Annotated in this window: 16 protein-coding genes; 15 read left to right on the top strand and 1 reads right to left on the bottom strand. The window is 71.6% G+C overall.

Annotation, left to right across the window (positions count from 1 at the left end; all coding sequences use genetic code 11):
* Window positions 1-292 precede the first annotated feature (292 nt).
* From OF819_RS02620 to OF819_RS02680, 13 genes are all read left to right on the top strand, one after another.
* Entirely contained in the window at window positions 293-1,285 is a 993-nt protein-coding gene (locus OF819_RS02620) for a sigma-70 family RNA polymerase sigma factor (RefSeq protein WP_267241637.1), read from the top strand.
* Window positions 1,286-1,399: 114 nt separating this feature from the next.
* Window positions 1,400-2,470 (top strand): ATP-binding cassette domain-containing protein, encoded by a 1,071-nt coding sequence (locus tag OF819_RS02625; protein ID WP_267241638.1) that lies wholly within the window; start codon window positions 1,400-1,402, stop codon window positions 2,468-2,470.
* Window positions 2,467-3,237: an MlaE family ABC transporter permease gene (locus OF819_RS02630; RefSeq protein WP_267241639.1), complete on the top strand. Its 771-nt coding sequence runs from the start codon at window positions 2,467-2,469 to the stop codon at window positions 3,235-3,237. Before OF819_RS02625 ends, OF819_RS02630 begins: the two co-directional genes overlap by 4 nt.
* A 24-nt stretch (window positions 3,238-3,261) precedes the next feature.
* Window positions 3,262-4,092, top strand: coding sequence for an MlaE family ABC transporter permease (locus OF819_RS02635; protein ID WP_267241788.1), 831 nt, complete (start codon window positions 3,262-3,264; stop codon window positions 4,090-4,092).
* Window positions 4,093-4,098: 6 nt separating this feature from the next.
* Complete coding sequence (locus OF819_RS02640) at window positions 4,099-5,469, top strand: MCE family protein (protein ID WP_267241640.1); 1,371 nt, start codon at window positions 4,099-4,101, stop codon at window positions 5,467-5,469.
* Window positions 5,466-6,518: an MCE family protein gene (locus tag OF819_RS02645; RefSeq protein WP_267241641.1), complete on the top strand. Its 1,053-nt coding sequence runs from the start codon at window positions 5,466-5,468 to the stop codon at window positions 6,516-6,518. The genes OF819_RS02640 and OF819_RS02645 overlap by 4 nt, the downstream gene beginning before the upstream one ends.
* On the top strand, window positions 6,515-7,501 hold the full coding sequence (locus OF819_RS02650; RefSeq protein ID WP_267241642.1) for an MCE family protein: 987 nt from the start codon (window positions 6,515-6,517) through the stop codon (window positions 7,499-7,501). Before OF819_RS02645 ends, OF819_RS02650 begins: the two co-directional genes overlap by 4 nt.
* Complete coding sequence (locus OF819_RS02655; protein ID WP_267241643.1) at window positions 7,498-8,652, top strand: MCE family protein; 1,155 nt, start codon at window positions 7,498-7,500, stop codon at window positions 8,650-8,652. The genes OF819_RS02650 and OF819_RS02655 overlap by 4 nt, the downstream gene beginning before the upstream one ends.
* The gene (locus OF819_RS02660) at window positions 8,649-10,043 is read left to right on the top strand and encodes an MCE family protein (protein WP_267241644.1); all 1,395 of its coding nucleotides are present in this window, start codon (window positions 8,649-8,651) and stop codon (window positions 10,041-10,043) included. The genes OF819_RS02655 and OF819_RS02660 overlap by 4 nt, the downstream gene beginning before the upstream one ends.
* Entirely contained in the window at window positions 10,040-11,284 is a 1,245-nt protein-coding gene (locus OF819_RS02665) for an MCE family protein (protein WP_267241645.1), read from the top strand. Before OF819_RS02660 ends, OF819_RS02665 begins: the two co-directional genes overlap by 4 nt.
* Entirely contained in the window at window positions 11,257-11,862 is a 606-nt protein-coding gene (locus OF819_RS02670; protein ID WP_323748888.1) for a hypothetical protein, read from the top strand. Before OF819_RS02665 ends, OF819_RS02670 begins: the two co-directional genes overlap by 28 nt.
* 38 nt (window positions 11,863-11,900) lie before the next feature.
* Window positions 11,901-12,560 carry a hypothetical protein gene (locus OF819_RS02675; protein WP_267241646.1) on the top strand — a complete coding sequence of 220 codons (660 nt, stop codon included), beginning with the start codon at window positions 11,901-11,903 and terminating at the stop codon, window positions 12,558-12,560.
* Window positions 12,561-12,708: 148 nt separating this feature from the next.
* Window positions 12,709-13,953 carry a cytochrome P450 family protein gene (locus OF819_RS02680; RefSeq protein ID WP_267241647.1) on the top strand — a complete coding sequence of 415 codons (1,245 nt, stop codon included), beginning with the start codon at window positions 12,709-12,711 and terminating at the stop codon, window positions 13,951-13,953.
* Here the strand turns inward: OF819_RS02680 and OF819_RS02685 are convergent.
* Window positions 13,938-15,983, bottom strand: coding sequence for a serine/threonine-protein kinase (locus OF819_RS02685; protein WP_267241648.1), 2,046 nt, complete (start codon window positions 15,981-15,983; stop codon window positions 13,938-13,940). The genes OF819_RS02680 and OF819_RS02685 overlap by 16 nt on opposite strands.
* Before the next feature lie 259 nt (window positions 15,984-16,242).
* On the opposite strand from OF819_RS02685, the gene OF819_RS02690 reads away from it, so the two are divergent.
* The gene (locus OF819_RS02690) at window positions 16,243-16,746 is read left to right on the top strand and encodes a hypothetical protein (RefSeq protein WP_267241649.1); all 504 of its coding nucleotides are present in this window, start codon (window positions 16,243-16,245) and stop codon (window positions 16,744-16,746) included.
* 167 nt (window positions 16,747-16,913) lie between these two features.
* Window positions 16,914-17,615, top strand: a complete 702-nt coding sequence (locus tag OF819_RS02695; protein ID WP_267241650.1) for a Crp/Fnr family transcriptional regulator — start codon at window positions 16,914-16,916, stop codon at window positions 17,613-17,615.
* Window positions 17,616-17,712: the final 97 nt, after the last annotated feature.

The raw sequence follows: 17,712 nt of genomic DNA on the forward strand, positions 1-17,712 counted from the left end.
AAGCGGGCTGGAAACTCCAGCCCGCTGGGTGCTTGAGGCCCAGGAGCCAGAAACCCAGCCCTGCCGGGGGCCGGAAGCGCAGCGGCCGGAAATCCAGCCCCGCCGGCGATTGAGGCGCGGGGGTTCGGGGCGGAGCCCCTGATATGAGGAGAGGGGTATCCAAGGGCGGATACCCGGCGGTAACCTCCCCGCGATCAGGACCTGAGCGCAAGGGAGCCTCATGTCGGCGGAGATACGTCCCGCTCACCCGGCGGGACCGGGCGATGACGCGGCCCATCAGCGGTGGCAGCGTATGTGGAGTCACCGCGAGCACCTGCTCAAGGTGGCGCGCCGCAGGTCGATGAGTGCCGAGGACGCGGAGGACGCCGTCCAGGAGGCGATGCTGCGCGCCGCGGAGAGCACCCATCTCGACGACGCCCGGCTGGGCGCCTGGCTGACCACCGTGACCATGCGGCTGTGCGTGGACCGCCACCGGCAGGTCCGCCGTGAGGCCCAGGTGAGCGGCGCGCCCACGCTCAGCCCGTCCGGGCCGACGCCGGTCGAGGAGGCGGTGTGCGACCGCGCCGAGGCCACCTGGGTGGCGTTCCGCAGCAGGGAGCTGCCCGCGCGCCAGGCGGAGGCCCTCCGGCTCAAGTCGGAGGACCGGGACGTGGGGCAGATCGCGCGGGAGATGGATCTGAGCTACGAGGCCGTCGAGTCGTTGCTGGCCAGGGCCCGCCGTACGCTGCGCAAGTCGCTGGCCGGCACGCTGGCGCTCGGCCTGTGGCTGATCGGACGCGGCCGGGAACAGGCGGGCCAGGCGGGCGGGCCCGCCCACGCCGTGGTCGCGGCGTCCGCCGCGGCGACGCTGGCCGTGGCGGCGGGCCTGGTCGTCCCCTTCGTCCAGGACACGCCCGAGACGCGCCCTCCGGGCTCCGCTGCGGTCCGCTCGGCCGCGCCCGAAGCCACGCCCGAAGCCGCGGCGGCCCCAGCGCCCCCGCCGACCGCTCCGCGGCCTGCGGCGGCTCCTGCGGAAGGCGGTCACGGCGCTTCCCCCGGCCTGGCGGCCGTCTCCCTCCCGGAGGTGCTGCCGGAGGCGTCCGTGCCGGAGGTCGCCCTGCCGGAGGTGTCGCCCGCGCTGCCTGCCGTGCCCGGAGCACCAGCCGTGCCCAAGGTCCTGGAGATCCCGCAGATCCCCGAAGCGCCTGATGTGCCGGATGCGCCGGATGTGCCGGAAGCGGCGACCGTCAACGATGTCGCGGACATCCCGGATATGACGCCGTCGCCCTCCGTACCGCATCCCTGATGTCCTGCGCGATGTCCTCCACGTAAAAAATCTTCGCCTTCTCGCGACGGACGCCCCACCCCTCCCCGTAGAGCGGTTGTCAGAGCTGCTCCCCGGGCGTGGAGGGTGAACCGGATGGGTGTCGAGATCTGTGTGGAAGGGTTGACGAAATCCTTCGGCCACCAGGTCATCTGGCAGGACGTGTCGCTGACGCTGCCCGCCGGGGAGGTGTCCGTCATGCTCGGCCCCTCCGGCACGGGCAAGTCGGTGTTCCTCAAGACGCTCGTCGGTCTGCTGCGACCGGACCGCGGCAGCGTCACCATCGCCGGCCAGGACGTCACCAAGCTCCGCGAGCACGAGCTGTACGAGGTGCGCAAGCTGTTCGGCGTGCTGTTCCAGGACGGCGCGCTGTTCGGGTCGATGCATCTGTACGACAACATCGCCTTTCCGCTGCGCGAGCACACCCGCAAGCCGGAGAGCGAGATCCGACGGATCGTCCTGGAGAAAATGGACATGGTCGGTCTGATCGGCGCCGAGGAGAAGCTCCCCGGCGAGATCTCCGGCGGTATGCGCAAACGGGCCGGACTGGCCCGGGCGCTGGTGCTCGACCCGGAGATCATCCTCTTCGACGAGCCCGACTCGGGGCTCGATCCCGTACGCGTGGCCTATCTCAACCAGCTGATCGTGGATCTGAACGCGCAGATCGACGCGACGTTTCTGATCGTCACGCACGACATCGCATCAGCCCGGCAGGTCCCGGACAACATCGGGCTGCTGTTCCGGCGGGAGCTGGTGATGTTCGGGCCGCGGGAGCAGCTGCTGACCAGCGACGAGCCTGTCGTACGGCAGTTCCTCAACGGCAGGATGCAGGGGCCGATCGGCATGGCGGAGGAGAAGGACGCCGCCCAGGTCGAGCAGGAGCTGGCGCAGCTCGGGGAGCGGGAGGGGCGGAACGCGAAGGGGGAGTCCGGTCCGAAGGCGGCCACGGCCACGGGCATGACGCCCCGCCTGCTGCCCAGTCCCGGCATCGCCCGCCCGCCCCGCTGGGAGGCGATCGCCAAACGCGAAGCGAAACCGGAGGACAAGGCGGAACCAGGGGACAAGGCGAAACCGGAGGCCGAAGCGAAGCCGAAGGACGAAGCGGAACCGGCGCGTAAGGCGGACCAGCGCGAGGCTGAACCGCGCGAGGCGGTGACAGACCTATGAGCCTGTCCCCCCTCGGCGCGCTCCGCCACTCCGGCAGCCTCTTCGCCATGGCCCTGGACGTCCTGCGGACGCTGCCGCGCCGCCCCTTCCAGATCCGGGAGTTCATCCAGCAGGCGTGGTTCATCGCCAGTGTGACCATCCTGCCCACGGCTCTGGTCTCCATCCCCTTCGGCGCCGTCATCGCCCTGCAGATCGGCAGTCTGACGCGGCAGCTCGGCGCCCAGTCGTTCGCCGGGGCGGCATCGGTGCTCGCCGTGCTGCGCGAGGCGTCGCCGATCGTCACCGCCCTGCTGATCGCGGGCGCGGGAGGCACGGCGATCTGCGCCGATCTGGGCGCACGGAAGATCCGGGAGGAGATCGACGCCATGCAGGTGCTCGGCATCGATCCGATCCACCGGCTGGTGGTGCCCCGGGTGCTGGCCACCATGCTGGTGGCGGTGCTGCTCAACGGCCTGGTCTCCGTCGTCGGGGTGGCCGGCGGCTATTTCTTCAACGTGATCATGCAGGACGGCACGCCCGGCGCGTATCTCGCTTCCTTCACCACGCTCGCCCAGCTGTCCGATCTCTGGGCGGCCGAGCTGAAGGCGCTGGTGTTCGGGGCGATCGCCGCGATCGTCGCCTCGTACAAGGGGCTGACCGCCAAGGGCGGCCCGAAGGGCGTCGGCGACGCCGTGAACCAGTCGGTGGTCATCACCTTCATGTTGCTGTTCGTGACGAACTTCGTGATGACCGCCGTCTACTTCCAAGTCGTTCCGCAGAGGGGATAGCAGGGGATGGCTCTGACGGGACGTATGACGGGGGTGACGCACCGGCTGCTCGGCCGGCCGCTGCGCGCGCTTGAGGAACTCGGCGTCCAGCTTGCCTTCTACGGGCGCTCGATCGCCTGGACCGGCCGCACCCTGCGCCGCTACAAGAAGGAGGTGCTGCGGCTGCTCGCCGAGGTGAGCTTTGGCCGGGGCGCGCTCGCGGTGGTCGGCGGCACGGTCGGCGTCATCGCGTTTCTGTCCTTCTTCACCGGCACCGAGGTGGGGCTCCAGGGATACGCGGCGCTCAACCAGCTCGGCACCTCCAACTTCGTGGCCTTCCTGTCCGCGTACTTCAACACCCGGGAGATCGCCCCGCTGGTGGCCGGGCTCGCGCTGTCCGCGACGGTCGGCGCGGGCTTCACCGCCCAGCTCGGCGCGATGCGGATCAGCGAGGAGACCGACGCGCTGGAGGTGATGGGCGTCCCCTCACTGCCGTTCCTGGTCACCACCCGGATGATCGCGGGCTTTGTGGCGGTGATCCCGCTGTATGTGATCGGGCTGCTGTCCTCGTACTTCGCCGCGCGGACCATCACGACCGGCTATTACGGCCAGTCCACCGGCACCTACGACCACTACTTCCAGCAGTATCTGCCGCCGGTCGACGTGCTGTGGTCCTTCGGCAAGGTGGTCGTCTTCGCCATCGTGATCATCCTGGTGCACTGCTACTACGGCTACTACGCGAGCGGCGGACCGGCCGGCGTGGGCGTCGCGGTCGGCCGTGCCGTGCGGACGTCCATCGTCGCGATCAACATCCTCGACTTCTTTCTCAGCCTGGCGATCTGGGGCGCCAACACCACTGTCCGGATTGCGGGGTAGGCACCTATGACCAGACTTCCCAGGCCGGGGCGGACCGTGCGGCTGCGGCTGTACGGGGTCGTCTTCCTCGCCGTCATCGCCCTGCTGCTGTCGCTGACGGTCGCGGTCTACCAGCAGGTGTTCACCCCCGTCGTACGGATCACCCTGGAGGCCGGCACGCTCGGCAACCAGCTGGAGCCGCGCGCGGACGTCAAGCTGCGCGGGCTGCTCGTCGGCGAGGTGCGCGAGGTGCGCGCCGACGGGGAGAAGGCCACGCTCGGCATCGCGCTGAAGCCGGAGCACGTGCCGCTCATCCCGGCCGATGTGCACGCCCGGCTGCTGCCCAAGACGCTGTTCGGCGAGAAGTACGTCGACCTGGTCATCCCGGAGAGGCCGGGGTCGAAGGCGTCGCAGGGGTCGCAAGGGTCGCAGGGGTCGCAGGGGAAGTCCGCGTCAGCACAATCCGCGCCGGGCACATCGCCGGGGAGATCCGCGGTCCGGCACATCCGGGCCGGGGACGTCATCACCCAGGACCGCACGACGGTCGGCATGGAGATCCAGCAGCTGATGAACGATCTGCTGCCGCTGCTGCGCACGGTCCAGCCGGGCAAGCTGAACGCCACCCTGTCCGCGTTCGCCACCGCCCTGGAGGGGCGGGGCGACGCGATCGGCGGCAACCTCGTCCGCCTTGAGGACTATCTGCACCGGCTCAACCCGCATATGCCCTCCCTCCAGGAGGACATCTCGCGCTTCGCCGATGTCGCCGAGGTGTACCGCGACGCCGCACCCGACCTGCTGCGCATCCTGCGCAACACCCTCACCACCAGCGCGACGCTGGTCGAGCAGGAGGACCGGCTCGCCGCGCTGCTCACCTCGACCGCGACCGCGGCCGGAACCGCGGAAACCCTGCTCGACGAGAACGCGGAACGGCTGATCACCCTGGGCCGGGTCTCCCGTCCCACGCTGGCGCTGTTCGCCCGCTACTCGCCCCAGTACCCATGTCTGCTGGCGGGTCTCGTACGGCAGGAAGCAGCGTCCGAACAGGCTTTCAGGGGCGGAAAGATGCGGATCACCCTGGAAGTCGTCCATCCGCGAGCCCCCTACCGACCCGGCGAGGAACCGCGCTATGCCGAGCGTTCAGGACCGAATTGCAGAGGACTGCCCCATCCGCACGTGCCCGCGCCGCCTGCCAAGCTCGACGACGGCACCCGGCGGACGGGTTCGGGCGGCGGCGGCCCTCACGGCCCCGGCCTCGCGGTGTCCGGCACCCCGGCCGAGCAGCACGCCGTCGCCTCGCTCGTGGCCCCGGTCATGGGCGTGCCCGCCGACGAGGTGCCCGCGGTCACCACGCTGCTGTTCGGCCCGATGGCGCGCGGGACGGCGGTGAGCGTCGCATGAGCCGTACGAGCACCAGAACCGCCGCGCCCCAGCTGGTCAAGCTGAGCGTCTTCGCCGTGGTGACCGTGGCCGCGACCGCCGTGCTCGCCGCGACCATCGTCAACTTCTCCCTTGCGGCCAAGGATTCGTACACCGCCGTCTTCAGCGACGTCACCAGCCTGGAGGAGGGGGACGACATCAGAATCGCCGGGGTCAGGGTCGGCGAGGTGGAGGACATCAGGACGGTTGAGGACAAGGCCGAGGACCGGGAACTGGCCGAGGTCACCTTCACCGTCCGGCGCGACCGGCCGCTGCACGCCGGCACCCGTGCCGTCATCCGCTACCGCAGCCTGATCGGCCAGCGCTATATCGCGCTGACGGAAGGCCCCGGGGGCGACGAACGGCTGCGCCCCGGCGGCCGTATCCCGCTCTCCCGCACCGAGCCGGCGCTCGACCTCAACGCCCTGCTGAACGGCTTCAAGCCGCTGTTCGCCGCGCTCAGCCCCCAGGACATGAACCAGCTCGCCACCGAGATCGTCAAAACCCTCCAGGGCGAGGGCGGCACGGTGCGCAGTCTGCTCGCGCACACCGCGTCGCTCACCGCCACACTCGCCGAACGCGACCAGCTGATCGGCTCGGTGATCGACAATCTCAACGCGGTGCTCAGCACGGTGGACAAGCGAAGCGCCCGCTTCTCGCAGCTGATCGCCCAGCTGCAGCGGCTGATCTCGGGGCTCGCGGCCGACCGCAAGCCCATCGGGGAGTCCCTCGGCGACATCAACGGGCTCGCGGAGGCCGCCTCCGGGCTCCTCAAGGACGCCCGGCCGCCGCTGAAGAACGACATCGCCGAGCTGTCCCGGCTCACCGGGACCCTGAACGACCACGAGAAGACCGTGGAGGGCGTGCTGAAACGACTGCCCGGCAAGCTGAACAAGCTGACCGGCACGGCGTCGTACGGCTCCTGGTTCAACTTCTATCTCTGCGACTTCGACGGCCGGATCGTGCTGCCGGGAACGGACGAGGTCATCACTCCTGAACTCCATGTGGACCGGGCGAGGTGTGCCGGTTGATCCCCTTCCGAGACCGCAACCCCGTCGTGATCGGCGCCGCCGGGCTCACCGCCGTCACGCTGCTGATCACGGCCGCGTTCCATGTCGAGAGCCTGCCGCTGATCGGCGGCGGGCAGACCTACAGCGCCGCCTTCTCCGAGGCCGGCGGGCTCAAGCCCGGCGACGAGGTGCGGATCGCCGGCGTCAAGGTCGGCAAGGTCGACGGAGTCGGCCTGGACGGCGGCCATGTCAAGGTGACCTTCCGGATCGACGACGAGGACCGGAAGCTGGGGTCCCGCACCGGGGCGTCGATCCGCGTCAAGACGATCCTGGGCGCGAAGTATCTGGCGCTTCAGCCCAAGGGCGAGGGGCGGCTGAAGCCGGGCGGCGAGATACCGCTGAAGCGCACCGTGCCGGCGTATGACGTGGTGGAGGCGTTCAGCGACCTCACTGTGACGACCGAGCAGATCGACAAGGAGCGGCTGGCCGCCGCGCTGGACACGCTCTCCACGACCTTCGAGGACGCGCCCGACGAGGTGAAGGCCTCCATCCAGGGCCTGTCGAAGCTCTCCCGCACCGTGGCCTCCCGCGACGAAGCCCTGCGGACGCTCCTCGACCACGCCGACGGCGTCACCGGCGTGCTCGCCGAGCGGCGCAAGGAGTTCAGCAGGCTGGTCAGGGACGGCGACAAGCTGCTGGCGGAGATCCACGCCAGGCGCGAGGCCATTCACGCGCTGCTCAAGAGCTCGGTCGCGCTCAGCGTTCAGCTCTCCGGGCTCGTCAAGGACAACCGCCAGGCGATCGGGCCCGCGCTGAAACGGCTGAACACCGTGGTGCGGATGCTGGAGCGCAACCAGGCCAGTCTCGACCGCAGCGTCAGGCTGCTCGCGCCGTACGCCCGGGTCTTCACCAACACCCTGGGCAACGGACGCTGGTTCGACAGCTATATCCAGAACATGGTCGCCCCCACGCCGGTGGTCCCGCGAACGGGAGACTCCCGATGAAGCTTCCACAGCTCACGTTCACGCGACGCCTGCGCATCGGGCTCGCCGTCGCCCTCGCGGTCTGCGTCGCGGCCCTCGGCGTCGTATGGCTGCTGCCGCAGTCGCAGGCGGTCACGGTGACCGCGTACTTCCCCCGTACGGTCGGCATCTATCCGGGCTCCGATGTGCGGGTGCTCGGCGTGCGGATCGGCGAGGTCAAGGAGATCACGCCGGAGGGCGACCGGGTGCGGGTCGAGCTGGAGTACGCGGCCGAACACAAGGTGCCGCCGGACGCGCGCGCGGCCATCGTCAACTCCTCCGTCGTCAGCGACCGCTATGTGCAGCTGCTGCCCGTCCACCGCGGCGGTCCTGCGATGCGCAGCGGCGACGTCATCCCGCTGGACCGCACGGCCGTGCCGGTCGAGCTGGACCGGGTCTTCGACGGACTCCGCACCACGGCGGACGCGCTGGGGCCGCGGGGCGCCAACGAGGACGGCGCGCTGTCCCGGCTGCTGGCCGTCAGCGCGGACAACCTCCAGGGCCAGGGGGATCAGCTGCACCAGACGGTCAAGGACCTCTCCCAGGCCGTCACCACGCTCGCCGACGGACGGCAGGACCTGTTCGGGACTGTGCGCAACCTCCAGCTGTTCACCGCCACGCTGGCGGCCGATGACACTCATGTCCGGTCGTTCAACGACAACCTGGCCAAGGTGGCAGAGCAGCTGGCCGGGGAGCGCAAGGACCTCGCCGCCGCCATCTCCCATCTGGCGGCCGCGCTCGCCGATGTGTCGGAGTTCGTGAAACAGAACAAGAAGGACCTGACCGCCGATGTGAAGGGTCTGAGCAAGGTGACCCGCGTCCTGGTCAGCCAGCGGGCCGCACTTGAGGAGTTCCTCGATGTCGCACCCGCCGGGCTGTCCAATCTGCAGAACGCCTACAACCCTTCCGCCGGGACGCTGGACACCCGGAGCAACCCGGACGAGCCGCAGGACCCGGCGTCGCTGCTGTGCTCCCTGCTCAAGACGGCCGGTGAGACGGGCGGGGACGGCGGCGGCGACTGCGCGGACCTGAGGGAGCTGTTCGACTCGCTGCCGGCGCTGCCCGCGTCATCGGCGGGACAGGGCGCGACCGACAAGACGCTCGGCGGGATCCTGGAGGGCCACGGCGCATGAAGGCACGGCGTACGAAAACACGGCGCACGACGGTCCTGTGGGCCGCCGCCAGTTCACTGCTGCTGACCGGCTGCGAGTTCCACGGCCTGCACGATGTGCCGCTGCCCGGCGGCGCGGCGGCGGACGGCCGCAGCCACCGGGTCACGGTCGAGTTCCGCGATGTCCTCGATCTCGTCCCGCAGTCCACGGTGAAGGTCAACAACGTCACCGTCGGGGCCGTCGAGAAGGTGGAGCTGGACGGCTGGCACGCACGCGTACGGCTGCGGATCTCCGATTCGGTCCGGCTGCCGGCCAATGCGCTCGCCGAGATCCGGCAGACCAGCATGCTCGGTGAGAAGTATGTGGCGCTGTCGCCGCCGCCTGAGGGCGGCGGGGCGGAGCCGGTCGGCCGGCTGTCCGACGGCGACCGGATTCCGCTCGCCCGCAGCGGGCGCGACCCCGAGATCGAGGAGGTCCTCTCCGCGCTGTCGGCGCTGCTCAACGGCGGCGGAGTGGCCCAGCTCAAGACGATAACGACGGAGCTGAACAAGGCGCTCGACGGCCGCGAGGACCGGGTCAAGTCCCTGCTCTTTGAGCTGAAGACCTTCCTCGGCGGCCTGGACGCCCAGAAGAAGGAGATCGTCCGCGCGCTGGAGGGCATCGACAAGCTGTCCGCCACGCTCGCCAAGGAGAAGAAGACGATCGGGCAGGCTGTCACGGCCATGCCGCCCGCGCTCAAGGTGCTCGCCGACCAGCGCCCCAAGCTCACCGCCATGCTCCGGTCCCTGTCGGAGCTGGGCGTCACGGGCACCAGGGTGGTCAACGCGTCCCGGGACGATGTGATCGCCAATCTGCGGGCGCTCCAGCCGATCCTGAAGCAGCTCAACAAGGCGGGCGCGGATCTCCCCAACGCCCTGGAGCTGCTGACGACCTATCCGTTCCCGCGGAACGTGGTGGACGCGATCAAGGGCGACTACGTCAATCTCAAGGTCACCGCCGATCTGGACCTGCGCAGCCTCTACGGCAATCTGGCCGGGGACGGCGGGGCGCCGCCGCAGCCCGGCGACCCGGCCGCGCCCGCCCCCGAACTGCCCGAGGTCCCTGGGGGCCCTGAGCTGCCTGAGCTGCCCGGTCTGCCCACCGTGCCCGGCCTGCCCGAGTCCCCCGAGCTGCCGCAGGCCCCGCAGCCGCCGGGCACGCCGGACGGGCCGACCGCCCCGGACCTGCCCGGCGGCGAGGGAGACGGAGCCGGTGGCGGAGAGGGCGACGGAGACGCCGGCCTGACCTGTCTGCCGCTCTGCCCCTCGGCCCACCGCGCCTCGTACCAGAGCACATACGCCGCCGACGGCGGCTATCCGCCGGGCGTCGACGCCGCCCTCGCCGGGCTGCTGCTGAAGGGACTGCTGCCGTGATCACCCGTACGGTCAGAGCGCAGCTGCTCGCCTTCGCCCTCGTCACCGCCCTCGGCGTGTCCCATGTGGCCGCCGAGTACACCGGACTCGCCGACCGGCTGCTGGGCCGCGGCTACACCGTACGGGCCGAGTTCGCCGACTCCGGCGGCATCTACACCGGCGCGGAGGTCACCTACCGCGGGGTGCCCGTGGGCCGGGTGGGCGAACTGCGGCTGAGCGGCTCCGGGGGCGTCTCGGTGGAGCTTCGGCTGAAAGACTCCCCCGAGATCCCGGCCGACAGCCTCGCGGTGGTCGCGAACCGTTCGGCGGTCGGCGAGCAGTATGTGGACCTCCAGCCGCGCTCCGACGACGGCCCGCGTCTGCGGGACGGCAGCACGGTGCCGCGCCGCAACACACGGGTGCCCACGCCCGCCACAGAGCTGATCCTCAGTCTGGACCGGCTGGTGCGGTCGGTGGACAAGCAGGATCTGCGGATCACGGTCGACGAGCTGGGCAGGGCCTTCTCCGGCACCGGACCCCATCTGACCCGGCTGGTCGACTCGGGCAATGCGCTCGTGGAGTCGGCGTCCGACGCCCTCCCGGAGACCATCGCGCTCATCGAGGACTCACGGAAGGTGCTGAAGACCCAGACGGACCAGGAGTCGGCCATCAAGGGCTTTTCACGCGATCTGGCGGCCCTCACGGCACAGCTCAAAGCGAGCGACGGAGACATCCGGGCGCTGATGGGCAACGGCGCGTCGGCCGCACACGAGGTGAACGAGCTGCTGACGGCCAACCGTCCGCACCTCCCCGTGCTGCTGGGCAATCTGATCAGCGGCGGTCAGATCACCCTCGCCCGGCTGCCCGGCGTCGAACAGATGCTGGTCACCTTCCCGGTGGCAGTCGCGGGCAGCTACACGGTGCTGCCGGGCGACGGCACCACCCACTTCGGCATGGTCGTGAACGCCGACGATCCGCCGCCGTGCCGTCAGGGGTACGGAACCCAGCGCCGCGACCCCGCCGACACCTCCGACCGCCCGGCCAACACGGACGCCCGCTGCACCGAGCCGCGCGGCAGCGACACCTCCGTGCGCGGCGCCCAGAACGCCCCCCGCGCGGGGGCCGCACCAGGCGGCTCGGCGGGCGCGGGCCAGCTGGGCGGGGCCGGCCGTCAGCCCGTCCAGATCGGTTCCACAGGCGGTGCACAGAGCACATTCGGAAAGGACTCCTGGCAATGGCTGCTCGTCGGTCCCATGGCATAACCCGCATCCGCCGCGTCACACGGGTCATCCGCCTCCCCCGCGTCCGCCGTGTCCCCCGCGTCCGCAGCGCCCGCAGCGCCCGCAGCGCCCGCCGCGTCCTGCTGCGCCCGGCGGTCACCGCGGCGCTGGCCGTCCTGGCCGTCGCGCTGACGGCCGCGTCCGGATGGCTCGGCGTCCAGGTGTACGAGCGCCGGACGGCGGACCAGCGGCACCAGGACATCCTGGCCGCGGCCCGGCAGTCGGCGCTCAACTTCACGTCGCTCGACTACCGGCACTACGACCGGGACAGCAAGAACGTCCTGAGCGGCGCGACCGGAGACTTCAAGGAGCAGTTCTCGGCGCAGACGGAGCAGCTGACGAAGCTCGTCGCCGAGAACCAGTCGGTCTCCGAGGGCCGGATCCTCGACGCGGGCATCGTCCGGGCGGACGAACGGTCCGCCCGCGTCCTGGTGGCGGCGGACAGCAAGGTCACCAATGTCGCCACCCCCGAGGGCGCCGCCCGCAACTACCGCCTTCAGCTCGACCTCGTCCTTGAGGACGGACGGTGGCTGACGTCCGACGTCGCCTTCGCCGGCTGACCCGCCCCACCCTGAGCCCGCCCTTGAGGAGAAACACCATGGCGAACCGATCCGTCCGCGTGGCGGCGGCCGCGCGCGCCGCGGCCAAGCGGTCCGAACGCGCCCAGCGCGCCGACGAGCCGGGGTCCGGGGCAAAACCGGCCGTCAGCACCGGGACCGAGCCCCGGTCTCCGGCCGCCCGCCCCCGCGGCCGGCGGAGCGCGGTGCTCAGCGGCGCGCTGGCGCTGCTGGTCGTACTGGCCCTGGCCGCCGGCGCCGTACTCGCCTGGCAGTACCGCCAGGCCGAACGCACCGCCCAGGCCCGTGCCTCCGCGCTGGCCGCCGCCCGCGAGGCGGCACCGGTGATCCTGTCGTACGACCACCGCCACCTGGACCGCGACTTCGCCGCGGCCCGCCGCCATCTCACCGGCGACTTCCTCGACCAGTACGGCAAGACCACGAAGACCGTCGTCACCCCCACCGCCACGAAGTACCGCGGCACCGTCAAGGCCACCGTCGCCACGCCCCCCAACGGCGACGACGCCCCCGCGGCCTCGGTGGTGTCGGCCACACCGGACAAGGCGGTGGTGCTGCTCTTCGTCAACCAGGTCACCACCAGCACCCGGCTCTCCACGCCCCGTCTCGACCTCAACCGCGTCCGGATGACGCTGGTCAGCACCCCGGACGGCTGGAAGGTCAGCGCCGTGGACGCGCTGTGACGCGGGCGGAGCCCACCTCCCCGTACGCGTACGGACGCTGCGCCACCGCGCACACCGCCCGAAAGGCGGTCTCGATGCGGCCCGCTGCCTCGAAGTAGCGTTCGAGCCGCTGAAGGAGTGCGTCGGAGCGAAGGCCAGGGAGGCCGCCATGGCAGACCCGTCCCGTGTGGTGATAGACCCGACCGGACGCGACATCCACGAGGAAGCCGCCCGCATACGCGCGCACGGGCCGCTCACCCGCGTCGAACTCCCCGGCGGAGTCGAGGCGTGGGCGGTCAGCGCGCCTGAGGTGCTCAAGGAGCTGCTCACCGATCCACGCGTCTCCAAGGACCCGCGCCGCCACTGGCCCGCCTGGATCGACGGCGAGATCTCCCCCGAGTGGCCGCTGTTCACCTGGGTCGCGGTGGAAAACATGTTCACCGCCTACGGCGACGAGCACAAAAGGCTGCGCACACTGGTCGCCAAGGCGTTCACCGCACGCCGAACCGCCGCGCTGCGGCCGCGCGTCGAGGAGATCACCGCCGGCCTGCTGGACCGCGTCGCCGAGGCGGGGCGGGACGGCGGCGTGGTGGATCTGCGGGAGATGTACGCCTATCCGCTGCCGATCCAGGTGATCAGCGAGCTGTTCGGGCTGCCCGAGGACAAGCGGGAGGCGCTGCGCGCCATCGTGGACAGCATCTTCCACACCTCCGCCGACCCCGAGGAGGTCACCGCCACCTACGCCCGGCTCTACGCCGTCCTGGGCGAACTCGTCGCCGCCAAGCGGGAGTCGCCCGCCGACGACATGACCAGCGCACTGATCGCCGCACGAGACGACCAGGGCGGCGCCCGGCTCAGCGAACAGGAGCTGCTCGGCACCCTGCTCCTGATGATCGGCGCGGGCCATGAGACGACGGTCAATCTCATCGACAACGCCATCCACGCCCTGCTCACCCACCCCGAACAGCTCGCCCTGGTGCGGGAGGGCCGCGCCTCCTGGGACGACGTCATCGAGGAGAGCCTGCGCCATGACGCGCCGGTGGCCAGTCTGCCGCTGCGGTACGCGGTGGAGGACATCGAGGTGCCCGGCGCACCGGTGATCCGCAAGGGGGAGGCGATCCTCGCCGCGTACGCCGCCGCCGGCCGCTGCCCCGAGCGCCACGGCAAGGACGCCGGCCGCTTCGACGTCACCCGCCCTGACAAAGAGCATCTGGCCTTCGGCCATGGCGTCCACTTCTGCCTGGGCGCGTCGCTGGGCAGGCTGGAGGCCCGGATCGCGCTCCCCGCGCTCTTCGAGCGATTCCCCGGACTCGCCCTGGCCGTCCCGTCCGAAGAGCTGCGTCCGGTGGACTCGTTCATCTCCAACGGACATCAGGCCCTGCCCGCACGGCTCGGCGGTCAGCCGCCCTGGTAGGGCGTTGTGCACACCAGCGTCGCGCCGTTGTGCACCAGCCAGGCCCAGTACGGCGTGCTGTCGCCCGGCGTGCGCAGGCAGTTGTGGCTGCCGGCGCCGGGCGGGGCCTGATAGACGCCGGTGATGTGCAGGATGCGGTTGTACCGGGCGGGGAGGCTCGTGCTGCGGCAGTCGACCAGCGACATCGGGGCCAGGGAGATCCGGTCGCCCGTCTGCCGGCCGAGCATGCAGTAGAAAGGGCGGTAGATGCGGGTGAGGCAGAGCCGGGTGGTCTCACCGCTGCTCGGGGAGCGGTAGCCCCAGTAGGCCTCTCCCGTGCCGGTGGGGCAGGAGCCACTGGTGACACGGGTGACGCGGACGTTGGCGTTGCCGCTGAAACAGGACACCGCGGCGGGCGGCACGTCGGTGTTCCACCGGATGGAGTCGCCGCCGTATCCGGTGTCGTAGACCGGGAGGCAGTCGCCGGGCGACACGGCCTTGAACGCGGCCTGGGTGGGGTCCGGGGCGGGGTCGGTCTGCGGGGTGTCCCGTGCGCTGGGGCTCTTGTCACCACGGGTGTACGAGCCGTCGGACGCCCCACGCGGCGATCCACTGGACGACCCGCCCGACGAACCGAGCGAACTGCCGCTCGTCGAGCCGGAGGAGTGGTCGCTCTCCCAGGGCTGCCAGACCAGCAGGGCGACCACCAGCAGCACGGCGGCGACCCAGCCGCCGCCGCGGCCGGATGAACGGGGCCGGGAGGGCGGCGCCGAAGGCCGCGCCGACGGCCACCCCGGTACGGGCCCCTGCGGGCCGGGGCGTTGCGGCACAGGCCGCTGGGGGCCGGGCTGCTGCGACGCACGCGACCGCGGCGCAGGCCCCTGCGGCGGGCCGGGGCGCTGCGGCGCAGACGGCTGCGGTGTGCGCTGCTGCGGACCCGGCTGCCGCGACGCAGACCCCTGCGGACCCGGCGGCCGCGGTGCGGCCGCCCTGCGCAGCTCCGCCTCCCGGCGGCGGCGGGCCTCGCGCGCCTTCCTCTCCCGCTCGCGGCGCGCCGCCCGCTCCCCTGGGGCGAGGAGCGTCGGCGCGGGGGGAGGCAGCGGCCGGGTGGGCCCTTCGGATGCCGGGGGCGGGGCCGCCGCGCCGAGCGCCCGCCCATGCGCCTCGTACGCCTCGATCATCGCCGTCCACTCCACCGGCAGCCAGCGCCGTCCGCTCCGCAGCGCGGCCGTCCGGTCGAGCGTCTCCAGGGCGCGGCCCACGAGCTGGGCGGGCCGGGGCCGGTGCTCCGGGGCGACGGCCAGACAGGGCCGGACCAGCGGGTCCAGTTCCCGGGGCAGCCCCGTCAGATCCGTCCTGCCCGCCTGGACGAGGGCCAGCAGGGCCATCGCTCCGAGCCCCTCCGGGTAGGGCGGGTGGCCGACGGCGAGGTGGAAGAGCGTCGCGCCCAGCGCGTACACATCGGATGCCTCGCTGCTCGGCTCACCGCGCGCCTGTTCCGGCGAGGTGAAGGGGATGGTGCCCAGCGTCAGCGAGGTACGGGTGAGGTCGACGGCGTGCGAGATGCCGAAGTCGATGAGCAGGGGGCCGGTCAGGGGCAGCAGGATGTTCTGGGGCTTGACGTCCCGGTGGATGACGCCCTTGGCGTGCAGGGCGAGCAGCGCCTGCACGGCCCCCGCCGCGATCGACGGCGCGGCCCACGCCGGCAGCGGCCCGGCGTCGCGGACCAGGTCGGACAGCGCGGGGGCCGGTATGTACTCGATGGCCATCCAGGGCCGCGGGGCGTCCGGGTCGGCGGCCAGCACCCGCGCCGTGTAGGCGCTGTCGATCCGCTGCGCCAGCCTGACCTCCCGCGCGAACCGCTGCCGGTCGGTCGCGCCCACGACCCCCTCGGCGAGCAGCGTCTTGACCGCGACGAGCGGCCCGCCCGCGGCGGACCTCGCCAGATAGATCCGCCCCATGCCCCCGGAGGTGAGCCGCCACAACAGACGGTAGTCGCCCAGCGCTTGCGGATCGTCGTCCCCGAGCCGCCCGATTCCTATGCCGGCCATCCCTCGCCCCCCACCCGCCCCGATGCCCGCCCCGCCCGATAGTGGCACGCGGACGGCCACGCTGCTTCCGGTAGCGCGCCTTCCGCTACGGCTACCGCCGGTACGCCCGCATCGGGCGGTACGGCTGCATCCAGCGGGGCTACCTCCGGGTACGTAAGCGCCCTCACATACCTCCGCCGCCCGGCGCTCCTAGCGTCGGCGGCGTACGAGGCACACAGCCCGACAGCACGATGTGACGCGCAGCGAAAGGAACCGCATCATGACCACTGCCATGCAGGTGTCGCCCAGAACAGCCGTCATCCCCGTCCACGCGATGTGGGGGGCGGCCGCAGGGCTGGCAGGGGGCGTCGGCATGGGCGTCTGGATGTCGGTGTCCCGGCCGGTGATGGACACCGCCATGATCACCATGGTCGCCGGTCTCCTCGGCTCGGCCAACGCCTTCGCCGGGTGGCTGATCCATCTGTCCATCGCCGTGTTCGCGGGCGTCGGGTTCGGCGTCGCGCTGGGGCAGTTCGCTCAGCGCCTTGCGCCGGCCGCCGTCCTCGGGCTCGTCTACGGAGCGCTGTGGTGGGCCCTCGGCGCTCTGTGGATCATGCCGGCCAATATGGGCATGCCCGTCTTCGACTGGAACGATGTGACCGCTTCCAGCCTCGGGGCCCATCTGGTGTTCGGCCTGATCGCCGGAGCGGTCTTCGCCGCGGTCGCCCGGGCGGCGGGCGGCGCGGCAGGGGGCGCGGCGGGCGAGGCGATCGGCCGGTCCTGAGGATGACCCGAAGAGCGCCTGCCGCGTCAACGCCCCGGCCCGGCCGCGCCGGGGCATCCCGCGCGGACCGCTACTGTCTCACCGACAGCGCCGGGGCGCTGGCCGCACCGGCGTGGGGCGCGGCGCCGCCGCCGTGGGCGCCGGGACGACGCGAGGAGCCGCACCGTATGACTGACGCCGGCGAGGACGCCGACAAGACCTGGTGCATCGCGGAGGTCGACATCTTCCGCGATCTCAGCGAGCGGGAGATGGACGCCATCGCGGCCGCCGCTCCGATGAAGGCGTACAGCACGGGCGAGTTGCTCTACTCCCCGGCGCAGCCGTCCGAGGTGCTGTTCATCCTCAAGAAGGGCCGCGTGCGGATCTTCCGGGTCTCCGCCGACGGCCGTGCCCTCACCACGGCGATCATCACCCCGGGCACGATCTTCGGCGAGATGGTGCTCCTCGGGCAGCGGATGCACGACAACTTCGCCGAGGCGCTCGACGATGTCACCGTATGTGTGATGAGCCGTGCCGACGTCCACCGTTTTCTGCTCTCCGACGCGCGGATCTCCGCACGCATCGCCGAGATCCTCGGCCGCCGTCTCACGGACCTTGAGCAGCGGCTGTCCGACAGCGTGTTCAAGTCCGTGCCGCAGCGCATCGCCACCACGCTGCTCACGCTCGCGGCCGAGCGCCGGCCGCGTGTCCTGGGCGCCCGCGGCCCGCAGATCGCCCTGACCCACCAGCAGATCGCGGCCCTCGCGGGCACCTCCCGCGAGACCACCACCAAGGTCCTGCGCGACTTCGCCGCCCAGGACCTGATCCGCCTCGCCCGCGGCCGTATCACCGTCCTGGCACCCGAACGCCTCAAGGACCGCGCAGGCTGAGCACCCCCCTGGGAGCGGCGGCTCGCCGCGCCGGCCGTCGGGCCCTAGCGTCGTACCGGGCGACACGGGACGTACCGGACGCACAGGCACGCGGACA

Source organism: Streptomyces sp. PR69 (assembly GCF_026420845.1).
Lineage (GTDB): Bacteria > Actinomycetota > Actinomycetes > Streptomycetales > Streptomycetaceae > Streptomyces.